General features: G+C 60.7%; 12 protein-coding genes and 2 pseudogenes. 10 read left to right on the forward strand and 4 right to left on the reverse strand.

The annotated features are described in order from the left end of the window. Window positions 1–831: 831 nt before the first annotated feature. From AB4074_RS20780 to AB4074_RS20795, 4 genes are all read left to right on the forward strand, one after another. Window positions 832–1,311 carry a hypothetical protein gene (locus AB4074_RS20780; protein WP_441415086.1) on the forward strand — a complete coding sequence of 160 codons (480 nt, stop codon included), beginning with the start codon at window positions 832–834 and terminating at the stop codon, window positions 1,309–1,311. Beyond that, a complete protein-coding gene (locus tag AB4074_RS20785; RefSeq protein ID WP_441415087.1) occupies window positions 1,308–1,463 on the forward strand; it encodes a hypothetical protein in 156 nt (51 codons plus the stop codon). Before AB4074_RS20780 ends, AB4074_RS20785 begins: the two co-directional genes overlap by 4 nt. Before the next feature lie 397 nt (window positions 1,464–1,860). Continuing rightward, the gene (locus AB4074_RS20790; RefSeq protein WP_441415088.1) at window positions 1,861–3,315 is read left to right on the forward strand and encodes an MFS transporter; all 1,455 of its coding nucleotides are present in this window, start codon (window positions 1,861–1,863) and stop codon (window positions 3,313–3,315) included. A 182-nt stretch (window positions 3,316–3,497) separates the two neighbouring features. Next, window positions 3,498–4,484 (forward strand): aldo/keto reductase, encoded by a 987-nt coding sequence (locus AB4074_RS20795; RefSeq protein ID WP_441415089.1) that lies wholly within the window; start codon window positions 3,498–3,500, stop codon window positions 4,482–4,484. 1,074 nt (window positions 4,485–5,558) lie between these two features. Here AB4074_RS20795 and AB4074_RS20800 read toward each other — a convergent pair. Beyond that, a pseudogene (locus AB4074_RS20800) lies at window positions 5,559–6,808 on the reverse strand (IS256 family transposase). A gap of 550 nt (window positions 6,809–7,358) precedes the next feature. Between AB4074_RS20800 and AB4074_RS20805 the strand changes: the two are divergent. The 4 genes from AB4074_RS20805 to AB4074_RS20820 all read left to right on the forward strand — a co-directional run bounded on the left by AB4074_RS20805 (window position 7,359) and on the right by AB4074_RS20820 (window position 11,750). Further along, window positions 7,359–7,745, forward strand: a complete 387-nt coding sequence (locus AB4074_RS20805) for a MerR family transcriptional regulator (RefSeq protein WP_441415090.1) — start codon at window positions 7,359–7,361, stop codon at window positions 7,743–7,745. 69 nt (window positions 7,746–7,814) lie between these two features. Further along, entirely contained in the window at window positions 7,815–9,023 is a 1,209-nt protein-coding gene (locus AB4074_RS20810) for an MFS transporter (RefSeq protein WP_441415091.1), read from the forward strand. Window positions 9,024–9,078: 55 nt separating this feature from the next. Continuing rightward, a complete protein-coding gene (locus AB4074_RS20815) occupies window positions 9,079–10,410 on the forward strand; it encodes an NtaA/DmoA family FMN-dependent monooxygenase (protein WP_441415092.1) in 1,332 nt (443 codons plus the stop codon). Between the two features lie 1,013 nt (window positions 10,411–11,423). Next, entirely contained in the window at window positions 11,424–11,750 is a 327-nt protein-coding gene (locus tag AB4074_RS20820) for a hypothetical protein (protein WP_441415093.1), read from the forward strand. Between the two features lie 993 nt (window positions 11,751–12,743). Here AB4074_RS20820 and AB4074_RS20825 read toward each other — a convergent pair. Continuing rightward, window positions 12,744–13,739 carry a tyrosine-type recombinase/integrase gene (locus AB4074_RS20825; RefSeq protein WP_441415094.1) on the reverse strand — a complete coding sequence of 332 codons (996 nt, stop codon included), beginning with the start codon at window positions 13,737–13,739 and terminating at the stop codon, window positions 12,744–12,746. A gap of 45 nt (window positions 13,740–13,784) precedes the next feature. Next, a complete protein-coding gene (locus AB4074_RS20830; protein WP_441415095.1) occupies window positions 13,785–13,979 on the reverse strand; it encodes a hypothetical protein in 195 nt (64 codons plus the stop codon). Between the two features lie 121 nt (window positions 13,980–14,100). Between AB4074_RS20830 and AB4074_RS20835 the strand changes: the two are divergent. Continuing rightward, window positions 14,101–14,503, forward strand: a pseudogene (locus AB4074_RS20835) (PDDEXK nuclease domain-containing protein); the annotation flags it as partial. Between the two features lie 430 nt (window positions 14,504–14,933). Here the strand turns inward: AB4074_RS20835 and mftR are convergent. Then, on the reverse strand, window positions 14,934–15,524 hold the full coding sequence (mftR, locus tag AB4074_RS20840; protein WP_441415096.1) for a mycofactocin system transcriptional regulator: 591 nt from the start codon (window positions 15,522–15,524) through the stop codon (window positions 14,934–14,936). A 115-nt stretch (window positions 15,525–15,639) separates the two neighbouring features. Between mftR and mftA the strand changes: the two genes are divergently transcribed. Then, entirely contained in the window at window positions 15,640–15,753 is a 114-nt protein-coding gene (gene mftA, locus AB4074_RS20845) for a mycofactocin precursor MftA (RefSeq protein ID WP_441415097.1), read from the forward strand. The last annotated feature ends 11 nt before the right edge of the window (window positions 15,754–15,764 follow it).

Below are 15,764 nucleotides of genomic sequence, written 5' to 3' on the forward strand. Positions count from 1 at the left end.
TACTTGCCCAAGTCCGCGCACGTCTCCTACCCCGGATACGATACGGCGGCCCAAGCACTCGACGAGCCGCGCCGTCTCCTGGAGACCGACCTGCGTTGCCGGGTCACACTTTACAGTCGCGCCGTCTTCGGTGTAGATGTCGAGGGCGATGATGTCAGCCCCCTATTGCGTAGATGCTGACAGCGTGCAAACGCAGTTGACTGCAAGCAGCTCCCGTCACAAATGCGACCTTGCTCTTGGGCAAACCCATGCCTGTTACCTCAGCCCTGTCTCATCATTGGCGTCAGGGCCCGCAACGCGAGCCATTCCTTGAAGCGCTGCGAACACGTCATCGACTAGTTGTCATGGAATCGAATTCATAGAATCGTAACCTGATGCCTGCGCGCAAGCAAGTGTCCGAGTTGATTCATAAAAAACCTCAGCGGGGGTCCATACGTTGACGAAGGATTCGGCGTTGCGGTATGGCGCGACGGACAGCAAGGTGAAGGGTCAGATCCTTACCGGTTGGTGGACTTGACCGGCTGGCACCGGGACTATGCCGGGTCCGCGCTGCGCCACGCTCTAAAGCCGCCTCGACCACGGACGGTGTGGCCAGGATGGAAGCCTGTTTATCCGACGGATCTCCAACCGTCGGTGGTGTTGGCCTGGTCCGCGCTTTGGGGCCCTGCGGGGGAGCTGCTGGCGCCCGGGACCGGCTACCTCGTCCCTATGCTGCGTGCCGAGCGGGTCCTGGTGACCACCGATGCTCAGGCGAAGCGTTGATGGGCACGAGTGCCGCCACGATCGACTGCAGCCAGTGGTGGACAAGACTGTGCTTTCACACCAGATAGATTGGCCTATGAACAGGAGAAGTTGCGCCTGCGCGGCCGCTCCCATGCCAAGCAAAGGTCGTTGCTGAAGGCCCAGATCCCGATCCGGACCTGGATCGTGTGGGACGACGGGGCCCCGGGTTTCGTCGAGATGGACCTGCTCCGTCACAAAGGCAGCAACAGCCAGGGCGAGTTCTGCTTCACGCTCATGGTCAGCGATATCGCCACCGGCTGGACGGTGAACCGGTCCGTGCACAATAAGGCCCAGAAGCGGTCTTCGAGGCGATCCACCCACAACCAATGTGTTCCCCTTCCCATCGTCGGCAGCGATTCCGACAACGGCAGCGAGTTCATCAAGAACGAGCTCTACCAGTCCTGCCACGGCTGGTATCCAAAACCCGGCGCGGAGCCAAAGCCCGCAAGAAACACGCCCGGCCCGCGACCCGGCACCTACGCGCCATCGAACACCCCGCCATCCGGCAAAGGCCGACCATGGCCATGAGTGCCCAATACAAGAAGATCCGTCCGACGGCGCTCTACCGCCAGATCTATGCGCTCTCCGCAGAACTCGAGACCATCTCCCGGCAACACAACCACGGCCACTACAATCCAAGACCCGGTCATGAGCCCGAGTCCATGCGGAGTTTTCAATGAGGCAACGAATCGTCCTCCAGAAAAGTATTGCGATGAGGCAACAGGGTGTCAGAGCGACCGCCTGTAGCCGTCAGACGTGGCATGGATGGACGCACGCGGGTATTGCGGTGAAGCACGAGTCTTGACTACGATGCCAAAGGCGAAGGAATCTCCCTTCGTCGACGGAAACTTCTTTAGCGGTTGTGGGCGTAGCCGTCCTTGCCCGTGACTATGGGATCAGCCGCGAGACGGGTTACCAGTACCTGTGTCACGCCGGGCCGGGAAGTGTAAGCGTTTAGAAGTCCGTTGCTCCACTGAAACTCAAATTGCACGCGCATGGAGTTCGCTTCGTTGCGCCATTGACTCAAAAATGATGACTCCAGAGGATTACTGGGTCCATAAACACAGGTGGTCAAAGATGACACAATCTCTATCGGCCGAGGCTCGTACCGGCCGATTCGCTTCGTTAGTTGCACTAGTCTGGCTCGGCGGGGTAGCCGTAGACATCCAGTGGGGCACCCTCCCTCCGCTGGTTGGGGTGATAGCGGCACAGTCCGGCCTGTCGGGCGCGGAAATCGGGTGGGTCTTTAACTCAATGATGGTCGGCAGTGCCATCTCTGTCGGCCTCACTGCACGTATGGGCGACATCTATGGGCATCGCAAGGTCCTCATTACACTGAGCTTCCTAGCACTGCTGGGATGCGCCTTGGCTGCGACAGGTGATGGTTTTTGGCCTCTCGTGGCAGGCCGATTCCTTTTGGGCTTCGCTGTTACCCTCCCTCTGAGCTGGGGGCTCCTCCGCCCACGGGCTACCGCCCGTCAGATCCGAATTGTTTCGTTAGGACTCTCATTCGCGATGGCGATCTTTTCACCGATCGCACTTGTTGTCGGCGGCTTTGTCGTTGGGTTGGGATTGCCGTGGCAGAGCGTTTTCTGGGTGAGTTTCGCCCTGTACGCGGTGCTGCTGGTGCTTGCACTTGTCTCATCTGAAACGCCCGCTGCTTCCCGTTATGTCGGTCGCTTGAACTGGTTCGCTTCGCTGGGGCTCGGCATTTGGGTCACTGCGCTGCTGGTCGGAATCAGCGAGGGACCAGCCCTGGGCTGGACTTCACCCATCGTGGTCGGCTCGTTTGGCGTGAGCGCCGTGACGTTGACTCTCTGGTCGATTCAGCAGCGACGCAGCCAGGACCCTCTGATGTCGTTCCGCAACATGGACCGACGTCAGGCCATCATCGGATATTCCGGGATCTTCTTGATAAGCGTGGTCGGGGTGAGCATTTTTCTCGCGCTGCCAGCTATGTTGCAGACCCCGACGTCGTCAGGGTACGGCCACGGCCTGTCTGCCCTCGACTCTACGTACGTGCTGCTTGCGATCATTCCCGGCTCCGCGCTGGGATACCTCTGGACTCGATGGGGACTCAACCGGCTGGGTCCGAAGACCGTTCTGATCATTTCCGGAACCGCCTCGATTGGTGTCTTTCTCGGTTTCGCATTCGCTAACGGCCCGGTTTGGATGTCTTGGGTGTGGGTCTTCGGCTATGCACTCGCAACCCTGAGCTGCTTGACCACCGGATACTCACTCGTCGCGGCCGCCGGGCGCCAGGACAACATGGCGGTGACCATTGGCATGCAAAGCATTATCCAGTACGTCTCGGGGACGATACCTACCGCAATTGTCTTGAACGTACTAGTGCCCGGTGCCGATGGATTCGTTCCTAAGGAAACATTTGATGGCATCTTTATCGCGGCCGCGCTGGTTGTCGCCGTGTTCGTCATCATCTGGACCGTCTTTGCACCGAAGCACCTCACAGATCGGCACGCAATCGACACAGAAAGCGATCCCACGAAAGTCCTTATTGCCAGTCACTCGTAAGACCAAGAGCAGTGCCGGAGTGTGAAGACATCACCGGCCGCCGAGTGGCGAGGGAAGCGAAGTCGTTAGCCGCGAAAAACCTGCCTGGTGATATCTGCCGTCGTCATCTACACCGTCCGCGCCCCCGCTCACGGACGCACCAACCGTTGCGCAAATTAGTGGAGATCTGCCACACTTGTCTTGTGAATACGAAACCATGGGGAAGTCAGGGGCTTGAGGCCAGCGTCGAGGGACTCGGCGCAATGGGAATGTCCGGCTCTTACGGGGGGCGTGACGACGCGGAGTCGGCTGCGACGCTACACCGGGCGCTCGATCTCGGCGTCAGCCTCATCGATACCGCAGAGATGTACGGGCCGTTCGTCAATGAGCGGCTGATCGGTGAAACGATCGGCAGCCGCAGCGATGAGTACGCCCTTGCGACCAAGACCGGTTTTGAGATCAGCGATGACGGCGAGCGTGTCGGGCCGAACGGTTCGCCGGCATATCTGCGCAAGGCGCTCGAGCGCTCACTACGTAACCTCGGCCGCGAGACGATCGACCTGTACTACATCCACCGGGTCGATCCGAGCACGCCGATCGAGGAGACAATCGGCACGATCGGGGAGTTCGTCGAAGAGGGCAAAGTCCGCTACCTCGGGATCTCGGAGGCATCCCCAGAGACGATCCGACGGGCGCACTCCACGTATCCACTGACGGCTGTCCAGACCGAGTATTCGCTGTTCGAACGGGCCCCTGAAGTCAACGGGGTCCTTGCCACGACCCGCGAGCTCGGCATCGAGTTCGTGGCGTACTCGCCGCTGGGCCGTGGTGTCCTGACCGGTGCGATCTCCTCGGCGGACGACTTGGAGGAGGGCGATTTCCGTCGTGTCAGCCCGCGCTTTGTCGGCGGCAACCTAGCCGCCAACCTGAAGGTCGTCGAGAAGCTGCGCGCGATGGCCGCGCGGAAGGGCATCACGCCGGGTCAGTTGGCTTTGGCCTGGGTGTTGCAACAGGAGGGTGTCGTCGCGATCCCCGGCACCAAGCGTCGTAGGTACCTGGAGGAGAACGTGGCTGCGGCTGAAGTTGTGCTGACGGCCGACGACCTCTCGGTCCTCGACGAGCTATTCCCTGTCGGAGTAGCCGCAGGAGAACGCTATCCGGATTACGCCCTCAAGGGCCTGACGATCTAGCTAGGGCGTGCGGATCACACTCGTCCGGGAGCTTTTGGAGACCTGTGCGTTTGCGGTTGCCAAGGCTGTCTCGTAAGTGTCGCTTTCGGCATCGACCTAGGCTCAGTTGGCCATCGCTGATTTCGCCCGTCACGACCACTTGCACCCTCCATATCCTTGGTTGCCGCGCGTACGGGAGTCCGTACCAAGGCCGTTAACAGCGGAGAATCGGCCAAGTGGAACCTCATCCGGATCCGCTCCCACCACGGTTCCGGAACGGGGGAGCGGTATATGTCACCTGGTGCTAGCGACGTCCCTAAGGACGGCGGGGAAGTCCGGGGCGAACAGGAACGCGAACCCTCCCCGCTCTGCGGCCTGGGCGTAGCGGATATTTGATTCGATGTTCGCGTAATTGTCATCGTCGACCTGGGGCGCCCGCCACGCGCCCGAGATGTTCTCAGTGAGGACGCTGATGCAACAGCGCGGCGTTGCGGAGCACGGGCCACGTCGTCGATGTTAGGCGCGAACGCAAGGGACACGAGCGGCGGATCCAAGGAGAGCGAATTGGCCGGCATCCGGACGATTCGGCCGTTGACTTCGGCGGCGACGACAGAGAGGCCCGTCGCAAATCCTGCGACGGTGCGCCTCATCATCACCGGTGTCACGGGCTGTGAAGACATCTGCGTCCTGCATTCGTCCTGCAACCTTAACACTAATGACAATGTCAAGCTGGAGTCATCCCGCCTGCGATGCCGTAGGCAACTGAGAAGAACGACGGCATTTGCGGAAGCAGAGCGCGGATTAGTAGACGGGCATCACTCTTCGGAAATCACCCAGGCTCACGATGGACCTATTCATCACCATCGCGTTGATAGCTCGCGAGACCACGAAGATCGGTTGCGTCGCTACAGCGTCATTTCGCGAGTCGAACTCCTCAACCGGGATGTGGCCGATGTGTTCCGATGGTCCCGGGGGACGGTCATGGACTACATACGCGACCATGGAACCCGGCTTCGCCAATTCAACGGCAGATGAAGAGGGTTCCGGCATCTGGCGGTCAAGTCCCGTGGAGTGGTGTAACGGTTGATCCTTCGCTTAGGCGCTGAGGGCCATGATCGTGTCGGTGTCTACCTCGCTTCCGGTGTCAGCGATGCGATGGGGCGCATGCGAGAGCGGGCGAGGATGTCGAGGCCGAGATAGCGGCGTCCCTCGGCCCATTCGTCGGTTTGCTCGGCGAGGATGCCGCCAACAAGGCGGATGATCGCATCCCGGTTGAGGAAGATGCCGACACTGTCGGTTCGGCGGCGGATCTCTCTGTTCAGCCGCTCTGGGTTGTTCGACCAGATCTGCTGCCACAGGTCCTTGGGAAACGAGGTGAACGCGAGGATGTCTGCCCGGGCCGCGTCCAGGTGCGAGGCGACGGCGGGAAGTTTCTCGCTCACGTAGTCCAGGGTCCGGTCGAACTGTGCGGTCACCGCGGCAGCGTCGGGTTGGTCATCGACACTGTGGAGCATCGCTTTCACGGCCGGCCACATGCTCTTGGGTGTCACACTCATCAGGTTCGCGGCGTAATGGGTGCGGCAGCGTTGCCAGACTGCCCCGGGCAGGTTCGCGGCGATCGCGTCTTTCAGCCCGGCGTGCGCGTCGGAGGTGACCAGCTGCACCCCGGCAAGGCCGCGGGCGGTGAGATCGGCAAAGAACGCGTTCCATGCGGGACCGCTCTCTGACGTGGCGACCTGGAGTCCGAGGACCTCGCGGCGTCCGTCGCCGTTAACCCCGGTCGCGATCAGGACCACGGTGTTCACGACCCGACCGCCCTCTCGGACCTTCATCGTCAACGCGTCCGCGGCAACGAAGGTGAACGGGCCGGCCTCGGACAGGTTGCGGTGCCGGAACTCGTCCACGTGTTCATCGAGATCGGCCGCCATCCTGGACACCTGCGACTTCGACAGGGAGTGGATACCGAGCTGCTTCACCAGTTTGTCCATCCGGCGGGTCGAGACGCCGGCGAGGTAGCAGTCCGCGATCACGGTGACTAGCGCGGCCTCGGATCGTTTCCGGCGTTCGAGGAGCCATTCCGGGAAGTAGCTGCCCTGTCGCAGCTTCGGGACGGCGACATCGATCGTCCCGGCACGGGTATCGAGGTTCCGATGCCGATAGCCGTTGCGGTGGGTGGTGCGCTCAGGGCTGCGTTCGCCCCATTCCGCGCCGACGACGGCATCGGCGTCAGCGGACAGCAAAGCGTTGATCATGGTCTGCAGCAGATGCCGCATCAAATCCGGGGACGCCTCGGTCAGGGCTTCGCCGAGCACGGTCGCGGGGTCGACAATATGGGGAGCGGTCATCGTGTTGATGCCTTTCGAGTGGGATGTGAGAGTTTCCTCGAAGGATCACACGGTGACCGCCTTCACGTCAGCAACGACGCAGACAACCACCGTGGCGTTACACCACTATGCGGGACTCCACTCATCTGTCCACCGTCGTTAAGGTACCGCACCAGGCTGCCGGCCTCCTGTTCCGACCCCACGATGATTCGTTGGAAGCCATCTGCCTTACGGTGTTCTATCTGCCTGCTAAACCCGCCAGATTCGTACGGAGTACGTATATATAAATAGTCGGCGTCCCGCCCCATCAAGGTGAAGCCAAAGAATTGAACCATCTTCGATCACAGTATCAACTCGGCCAGATATTTCAGCCGCGCTGTTCTCAACGAGTAAAACCTGTTCTCCTGGGGCCAGTATTGTCCAGTCCCGAATGTACTCAGCATTAGTGGGAGACAAGAACGTTCCACCAGGACTCTCTGGTTTGCGGCCTGCAGGCAGCAGGAGCGGTCATCCAAACCCACGCCGTGAAATGCCACTACTGTGAAGGTTTACCATCGGAGGAGGAGGAGTGATGCGAATCGGTGAACTTTCCGCGCGAACGGGGGTGCCGCGGCGCATGCTGCGCTACTACGAGGAACAGGGCCTCATTCAACCGATTCGTGAGGCGAATGGCTACCGGGATTATGGTGAGTACCTGGTGGAGCGGGTGGGCAAGATTCGTGGCTTGATCGACTCGGGCATTCCGTCGCGTATCGTTCTGGAACTCCTTCCGTGCCTGGATCAGGAGCAAGCGATCGTTGTTCGGAACATCGAGCCTGGGCTTCGCGATCTGTTAGTCCAGGAGCGCGACCGCATGACGCAGAAGATCGCCTTCCTGACTTCGAATCGAGATGCTCTCACCCGGTACATTGCCGCTGTTGATGTTCGCGCGGGCAGGCCAGAGGCACCTGCCGGCTGAGCAGCATTACGTCCCGCTCTCACGCTCGATTTGACATTAACAGTAGTGTTAATGTTTCAGAATGGTGGGATGTCAAAGACTTTCACTGATTCCGCTCACTCTTCGTTGTCCACCCGTCTGCCTGTCGGTAGCCTTCTTGCGCTAGCCACCGCCGGGTTCCTGGCGGTCATGCTCGAGACGCTGCCGGCGGGTGTCCTGCCTGCCCTCAGCGCCGACCTGGGAGTCACCGAAGCGGTGGCCGGGCAGGCCGTCACGTTCTACGCGTTGGGAGCGCTCTTGGGTGCTATCCCTGTCATCGGGGCGACTATGGGGTGGCCGCGTCGGCGTCTCCTGGTGATGGCACTGTGCGGCTACATCGTCACGAGCCTCGTTGTCGCCGTGTCGCCCGTGTTCGGGTTGACTCTCGCGGCCAGGTTCGTGGGGGGCATCTTTGCTGGAGCTCTCTGGGGGGTTCTTGCAGGATATGCCAGCCGGATCGTGGATCCGGGGCAGCGCGGCCGCGCTCTGACGATTGCCCTTTCCGGGACGCCTGTCGCCCTCGCCTTCGGTACTCCTGCGGGAACCTTCCTCGCTGCAGGGATCGGCTGGCGACTTACCTTCGTCGTGATGGCTGTCCTTACGGCTTCCGTGCTCGTGTGGGTCCTTGTCGTGGTTCCGACTATCCCCGGCCAAGAGAAGCATGAGCGCACCAATGCCCTTCAGGCTCTTCGAATTCCTGGCGTGGCACCGGTTGTCGCCGTCGCGTTGCTCTTTTTCGCAGGGCATGCTCTGCTCTACACGTACATCGCGTCGTTCCTCGATTTCGCGGGGATGGGGAGCAGTGTCAGCGCCGTGCTTCTCGTGTTCGGCGTGTCCGCTCTCGTTGGCCTGTGGGTGACTGGAATTGTCATCGACAGGCATCTGCGTCTGCTCATGCTGGGTAGCACCGCGGTGTTCGCCGTGGCGGTTCTCGTACTGGGACTGGCCTTCGCCTCGCACGCTGCGGTCTTGGTCAGTATCGCTGTGTGGGGTCTTGCTTTCGGCGGGTCGGGAAGTCTTCAGCAGACAGCCCTCACCAACGCCGCCGGCACAGCCGTTGATGCCGCGCAATCCGTTCTCGTCACCGGCTTGAACATCGGGATCGCGGTGGGCGGGATTCTCGGAGGGCTCGTCCTTTCCGGCCTCGGCGCCGGGGCTTTGCCGTTCGCGACCTTGGTGCTGCTTGTAGTCGTTCTCGTCGTCGTCGCCGCAGCCCGCCGGAATGGTTTCCCCGCGCGTCGTTCGATCGACGCATCGTGACCTGTTCCGCTCACCGTTTCCGTTCCCGTCTGCCAACAACAAGGAGTCACCGGCAATGACCATGAAGAAGATGATGATCGGCATGCAACTGGGCAACGGCTATGGGGCCCAGACCCTCGCCTGGCGTGCACCTCACGTTGACCCGCGCAATTACACCAATCCGGACGCGTACGTGCGGTACGCGCAAGCGGCCGAGCGCGGCAAGTTTCAGTTCTTGTTCTTGCCTGATTTTCTTGCGCAGAGCCAGCAATCAGATCAGGACTCACCCATGCTGACGATGGATCCCTTCATCACTATGGCGGTAATGGCGCGTGAGACCGAGAAGATCGGTTTCGTCACGACAGCATCAACGACGTTCTACGAACCCTACAATTTGGCACGGCAGCTGAAGACCCTTGACGTGATCAGCGGAGGCCGCATCGGGTGGAACGCCATCACCACCTCCGATCAGGCCTCCGCCGCCAACTTCGGGACTACGATCGCCGGACGAGACGCCCGCTACGGGCGCGCCCACGAAGTCGTGCAGCTCATTCAAGCTCTCTGGGGAAGCTGGCAAGAGGACGCCTGGATAGCAGACCAGAAATCGGGCGTCTTCGCGGATCTGGCCAAGATCCAGCCCATCAACCACCTGCAAGGGCAGTACGTCGCTTCGCGTGGGCCACTGGAGATCCCCCCATCCAACCAAGGACAACCCGTTATCTTCCAAGCCGGCGGCAGCCCGCACAGTTTGGCTCTGACCGGCCGATTCGCCAACGGCGTCATCGGATCCACGTACACCATCGAAGACTCGATCCGGCAACGCTCCAACGTTCGGCGAGCAGCTGAGCGAGCTGGTCGCGACCCCGACGACATCAAGTTCTTCGCCGGCATCAGCCCGACCATCGCTCCGACCAAACGCGAAGCACTCGACCGACGCGGCCAATTCGTCGAGCCACTCATCCACCATCGAATCGGTTACCTCGGAATGATGCTAGGTATCCCCCTGACTGCAGCCGAACTGGACCAGCCCTTGACCGGGCAGCAGCTTTCGTCCGCCAGGGCAAACCCCTCCGACCCCCGATCTGACAAGGCGCTGGAGATCGCCCGTGAAGGGTGGAGCGTTCGCGACATCCTCTATCACGGGATCATCGACTACCACCCCGCCCCCATCGGCCCGCCGCATCTCACGGCAGACCACATGCAGGAATGGTTCGAATCCGGCGCCTGTGACGGATTCTGGCTCAATCCAGACATCTACGAAGACGGCATCGACGCATTCGTCGACGGGGTCGTCCCACTGCTCCAGCAGCGGGACCTGTTCCATGACGATTACGACGGAGACACCCTCCGCGACCACCTCCATGTGCCTTATCAGTACGGCTTGAGCGAACCGACCAACGCTGCGTAGCCGATTCTTCGGCTACATCGCACGACCCCAATCACTCCCGCTCCACGACCGCAAAGGACTCTTCATGATCGACTCGACGATCCGTCCGGCGGATGCCTCCGGCAGCTTCACTCTGGGTGGTGACCCCCACCGTGACGCGTCTCGGCTAGGGCACGATGCAGCTCACCGGACCCGGATCTGAGGTGTACCCGCAGACCGCGAGAACTCCATCCGGGTGGTCCGCCGCGCTGCCGAACTGGGAGTGACTCTCTTCGATCGTGCCGACGCCTACGGCTCCGATGTCACCAGCGGCACCCTCCGCGAAGCCCTCTACCCCTAGCGCACGCACTTGCGAGTGAGGGGTGGAGCGTGCGTGACATCCTCGCTCAGGGGGTCTTCGACGAGCATCCCGCGACGGTGGGAACGCCTGCCGAAGCCGCCGACCACATGACGGAATGATTCGAATCGGGTGCTGTCGACGGGTTCTGGGCGTGTATCGACGTGTACCGGGATGGCATCGACGGTCGTCGACGAGGTATCCCGACCCCGCAGGATCGCAGATTGTGCCACAGGGACTACGAAGGCACTACGCTCCACCATAAAAGGCCTTTCACAGGAATTCCGTATCGCCAGGCGCGTCAAAGGGAGCGCGCTGGATTCGCGGTGATAGACGTGCAGGTAAGGAACGGGTGCCTGCCCAGATGAAGGCCTCGTCCGTTGAGGCTGTTGGTGTTTAGCTACCTGTCATTGACAAGGGGACCAAGTGCGCCTCGACTCACATCCAAGTAACGGCATGCTCATGATGCCATCGGCCCAGCTGGACAAGTCGCCCGACGCCCCTTGCCGCCCCGGTCGCAAACTCTGATCGTCTCTACCGGCTACAACAAGATCTGTGCGGCCGAGGTTGAGGCGGCCATCCACCAGCTATCCGACGTCATGGTGCGCGCCGTCGTAGGCCCCACCGATCCAGAGCGGGAGACGTTGTTTGCGCGTCGTCGTGCGCCGCCTCATGACGCGGGAAAGCTAAAGGACAAGTGAAGGCGATGATCTTCAAGCGACTGCCGGCGTCGATTAGCCGTGCGTTGGACTTTTTGGAAAGCCGTTCCTATTACACGTTCTGCTCGGACCCTGCTGGTGATGCCGCCTACTCCTTCGACTGTCACGGTGATGGTGTCGCCGTCTGTGAGGAACAGTTGGCTGTTGTACTGCACCGGATATTCAGCGAGACCTGTAAACCCTTCCCAGAAGACCGCCAAAGGGGAGCAAGGTTCAAGTCTGGCTGTCGCCGCCTGGCGTCAGGTTTGGTGTGTTCTACTGTGATCTTTCATAACCTCGGCCTGTGGGGAACGGTCACTTATTAAGCGCTGCAGGCCGAACTGGAGGTTCTTCATCCATTCTATGCGCAGCCTGCTGAAGGACCGTGCTGCGAGGAACGTGTTGTCCAAGGCACCACCTAACCGATCAGCGGGCCGCCGCCCGAGATTGGCAATCACTACCAAGAGAGGCTATCCTCCGCCTTCAGAACTTTGTGGCGCTCCGATGCACCACCACCATCCAGCGTTTATGAACCTACCAATAGATGTTCGCGACTCGAAGGGTGCAGCAACTCCGGGATGGCCGGGCGGCAGCGCAGTCAAGGTGTTCTGGATCTGCGACGGGAGCAGTAAACCGTCTGTTATTGAGCCCCACACTGTGCCGTTGAAATAGGCGACGATCCGAGGGTCGTTGACGTGTGAATACCAACCTGGTCTCATTGCCGCTCCCGATCAAAATACCACCTCAAGAATACTATGCGGGCTCCCCGACGCCCCACGTGAAGACAAAGTTTTTCCGCTAAAGAAATTGCCATTAGCCCTTTTAATCATGGCTCCTGCTGACGACACGTTCCCTGGCCGGCGAGCCTTCGACCTTGTTACCCTGCCCGGTGGGCATGTCCACTCTGACATTGCCCGGCTTAATCGGTCAGCACCTAAATGCTACTCAGCGGGTCGCCGCTGGATACAGGTATGCAAGACCATCTATCACACTGATAGTGTTCACCCCTTCACCATTTTGGACGGCTCCGGGTCACGTTTCGTTGATCTCTATGAGCTTTGGACAGGGCAGAGTCGTGGAATCCTTTACGTCGAAAACTCCGCGCAACGCTCGTGTGGACGGACACGGAGCCAAGAAGAAATGCTGACTGGCCAGTTTACGCCAAGTAAGTGGCTCCTACCGCAACCGGCCCAGTTCCCGACTTTCGGTGTCGATGATGGTCGAAAAGTGAGCCATTGTGACGGCCCTTGGCGTCTAGTGGTCGTTGCAACGGACTCGGGCGTCTTCGATCCAGTCGGCCGCGGCCGATTCTTGGCCGGTCATGAGCACGGACCAATCGACGCATCGGCATCGGTTGCGACCCGCCAACTGGCGGTGAAGGCCTGCCAGTTCGCCATGGCCTGCATTTCAGCGTCGTCGGTGACGTGTGCGTAGGTGTTCAGCGTGGTTTGCACGTCGGCATGTCCCGACCGGCGGCTGACCATGTGCACCGGCGTCCCCGACAACAGCAAGGCCGTAGCATGGCTGTGCCGCAGCCAGTGAGGTGTCCATTCCGTGGGAACCCTCCCGGACAGCTGCCGGCGCAGCCTGTCGACCAAGTCATAGACGGAGTCCGGTTTCCAGGGCGCGAACCTCGGTTCATGGTCGAGGTTGACGAACACGTAGCTCGCATCGAAATCCTCACACACCATGTCCGCGCCGGCCTCACACAGCCGCCAGAGATGCTCGCCGTATAACCGGTCCAGCTCATCGGAGACATGCAACCGGCGATACCCGGACTTCGCACGAATCTGGTGGGGATGCTCGCGTGCGACCACCTCCACATACGGCGTGGCGCCGCATCCGGTGTGCCAGTCCCGATGCTGCAACCCCAGGGCCTCGGCCAGCCGGAGGCCGGTCTCGGCCATCAGCATCCACAACAACCGGTTTCGCACCGACCCGCGCCACCGGCCGGTCTCGGTGTCCCAGCTAGCGCAGGCATCGCAGATCAACGCGATCTGTCCCGGTGTCAACACCGGCGGCGGGCCGCCGCGGTCAGCTCCGCGCACCCGCACCGTGGACCGGCGCCGTCCGTCCCGGCGAGCCAGGTGCTCCAACAGCGGCTTGTACCGGCTGCCGCCGCGGCGAGCGATCCGATGCAGGTCCCGGCCCACATCCACACCGTTGAGCAGGTGGTAGTCGTAGCACGACATCACCGCCCCGAGCCGTGTCGAGATCGTGGACTCGGCGAATCGGGCCGGACGCTGTTCGATCGAGGTTACCTTTGGCTCGTCCCCGGTGCGAAGCCAGGTCACGAACGCCCCGAAATCCGCCACCTCAACGGCATCCCAGCGCAGGTCGAAGGCGTACAGGTACTGCCACTACAACGCCAAGCCCCGAGCATAGGACTTCACAGTGTTCGGTGAGGACCGCTGGGCCCTCAGGTACTCCAAGTACTCCTCGGCCGGCTCCACCACCCGATGATCGCGGCCCAGCACCGTCCAGGTATGTCCTCCCTCAGGCAAGTTGAGCCGCTGCACCCGGAACGATTCGACCAAGCCGATACCAACCGTCATGCCCCGTTACGATGCCACCCCAGATAGACCGTCCGCAGCAGACACGCCGACCAAAAAGAAAGACTCTTACCCGCCGTTACGCACGGGGCAAAAAGAACCCCAGATAAGAGCTCGGAATAACGTCGACATGCTTTTCTTCCACATGGACCAGAACCGCTATGTGGTTATCGAGCTCAAAACGGGAAAGTTCCAACCTGAGTACGCCGGTTATGCGCAGCGGGGCATAACGCCGGTTATGCGCAGCGGGGCATAACGCCGGCAAGCTTGACTTCTACGTCGCCCTCGTCGACGACATGCTCCGCCGCGAGCATCACAATGAAACGATTGGCATCCTGATTTGCGGCACCAAGAACGACCGCAGCGTCAGGTACAGCCTTGGCCGCTCCTCGTCGCCCATGGCCGTCGCGGCCTACACCTACGACAAACTCCCAGCGGCCGAGCAACAGGCCCTGCCCAACGAAGGGCATCTCGTCGCGGCCCTCGAATGGGCAGAACCTGACGAAGGAGAGCCAAAGCTCGACTAGGCGTCACCTGAGGCGAATCAAGGTTCGGCAGAAGCTGATAGACCAAGTACGAAGCCAAATTGTCCAAAGAACTTTGGACAATTGACCTCAGCCACCATCGTCGTCGATGCTGAACACCAGATAACGGCGACAAGGGCCCCATATGTCCCGCCGACGCCGGAAGTGTCAGGTTTGGGTCTCGGGGCTTCTCAAGCAGGTGTCCATGTAAAGGGTTTCGGACCCTAATCTGACAAGGCTTCCGCCTACGATCTGACGTCAGGTTGGGGTGTACTTCAAGCGAATCAGAGGTGCATTGGAATGGCATGTACCGGCGCTGCAAATACACCCCGTCAAATCTGTGTTGCACAGGCGGAGAAGGTATTGTTCTGCCCCAGTGCAATCACAACAGACGGCCAGAGTGACCCATAAAGCGGCTCTGTCCTCCTAACAGTTACTGGAGATACGAACGCAGTTCGTATAATTCCTGCCGGAGAATGCCGGGGAGGTCACTGCCAGGTTTGAGAAGCCACTGTTCGTAGGACGAGATTGCCAGGGCGAGGCTGACGTGTCCCGCGAGTCGGGGTAGCAGGGATTCGCTTCCCAAGTCGAGACGTCGTGCAACGTAGTCTTCGATCACTCCGCGCCAGGCCGCGTATCTAAGCACTGAATGGGCCTGCAGAGTCGGCGTCTCCAAAATCAGTCTCATTCGGATCCGATGCTGGGCTAGCGCTTCCTTGTCGTAGTCATTAAAAGCCACGACACATCTGTGCACGGCTTCGAAAACGGGAACGTCCGCGGGTACGCTCGCCAACTGTTCGGCAAAATCTCGAAGGCTCTGATCGAACTGGCCCCACGGGATGTCGTTTTTGGACGGGAAATACCGGAATAGCGTTCGGCGCCCGACGCCCACGCTCTCGGCGATCTGTTCCATGGTGGTCTCATCAAAGCCCTGCGCCTCAAACAACGTGAATGCTGCACGCTCGATAGAGCCATGGTCCGTTACGGACCGACGGCCCCGGGTGCGGTTGGTGAGTGCGGTCATCGTCAGAACAACTTAGCAGTATCGGCCACCATCCCTATCTTTTTGGCGCCGAGTGCCATTATTCTAATGTGATGTCTTCGGAACCTCCCGAGACAGTCCGGATAGGAGAAGAGCTGTGGAATACGTGAACCCCAATATTGAAAGCGGCAGCACCATCGAAGAGGCCGACCTTGTCATCGAAGATCTCGTCGAGGACGTGTCTATTGATGGCATGTGCGGCGTGTACTAGGCGCCCGGTCA

This window comes from Arthrobacter sp. 2MCAF14, from assembly GCF_052115645.1.
GTDB lineage: Bacteria > Actinomycetota > Actinomycetes > Actinomycetales > Micrococcaceae > Arthrobacter.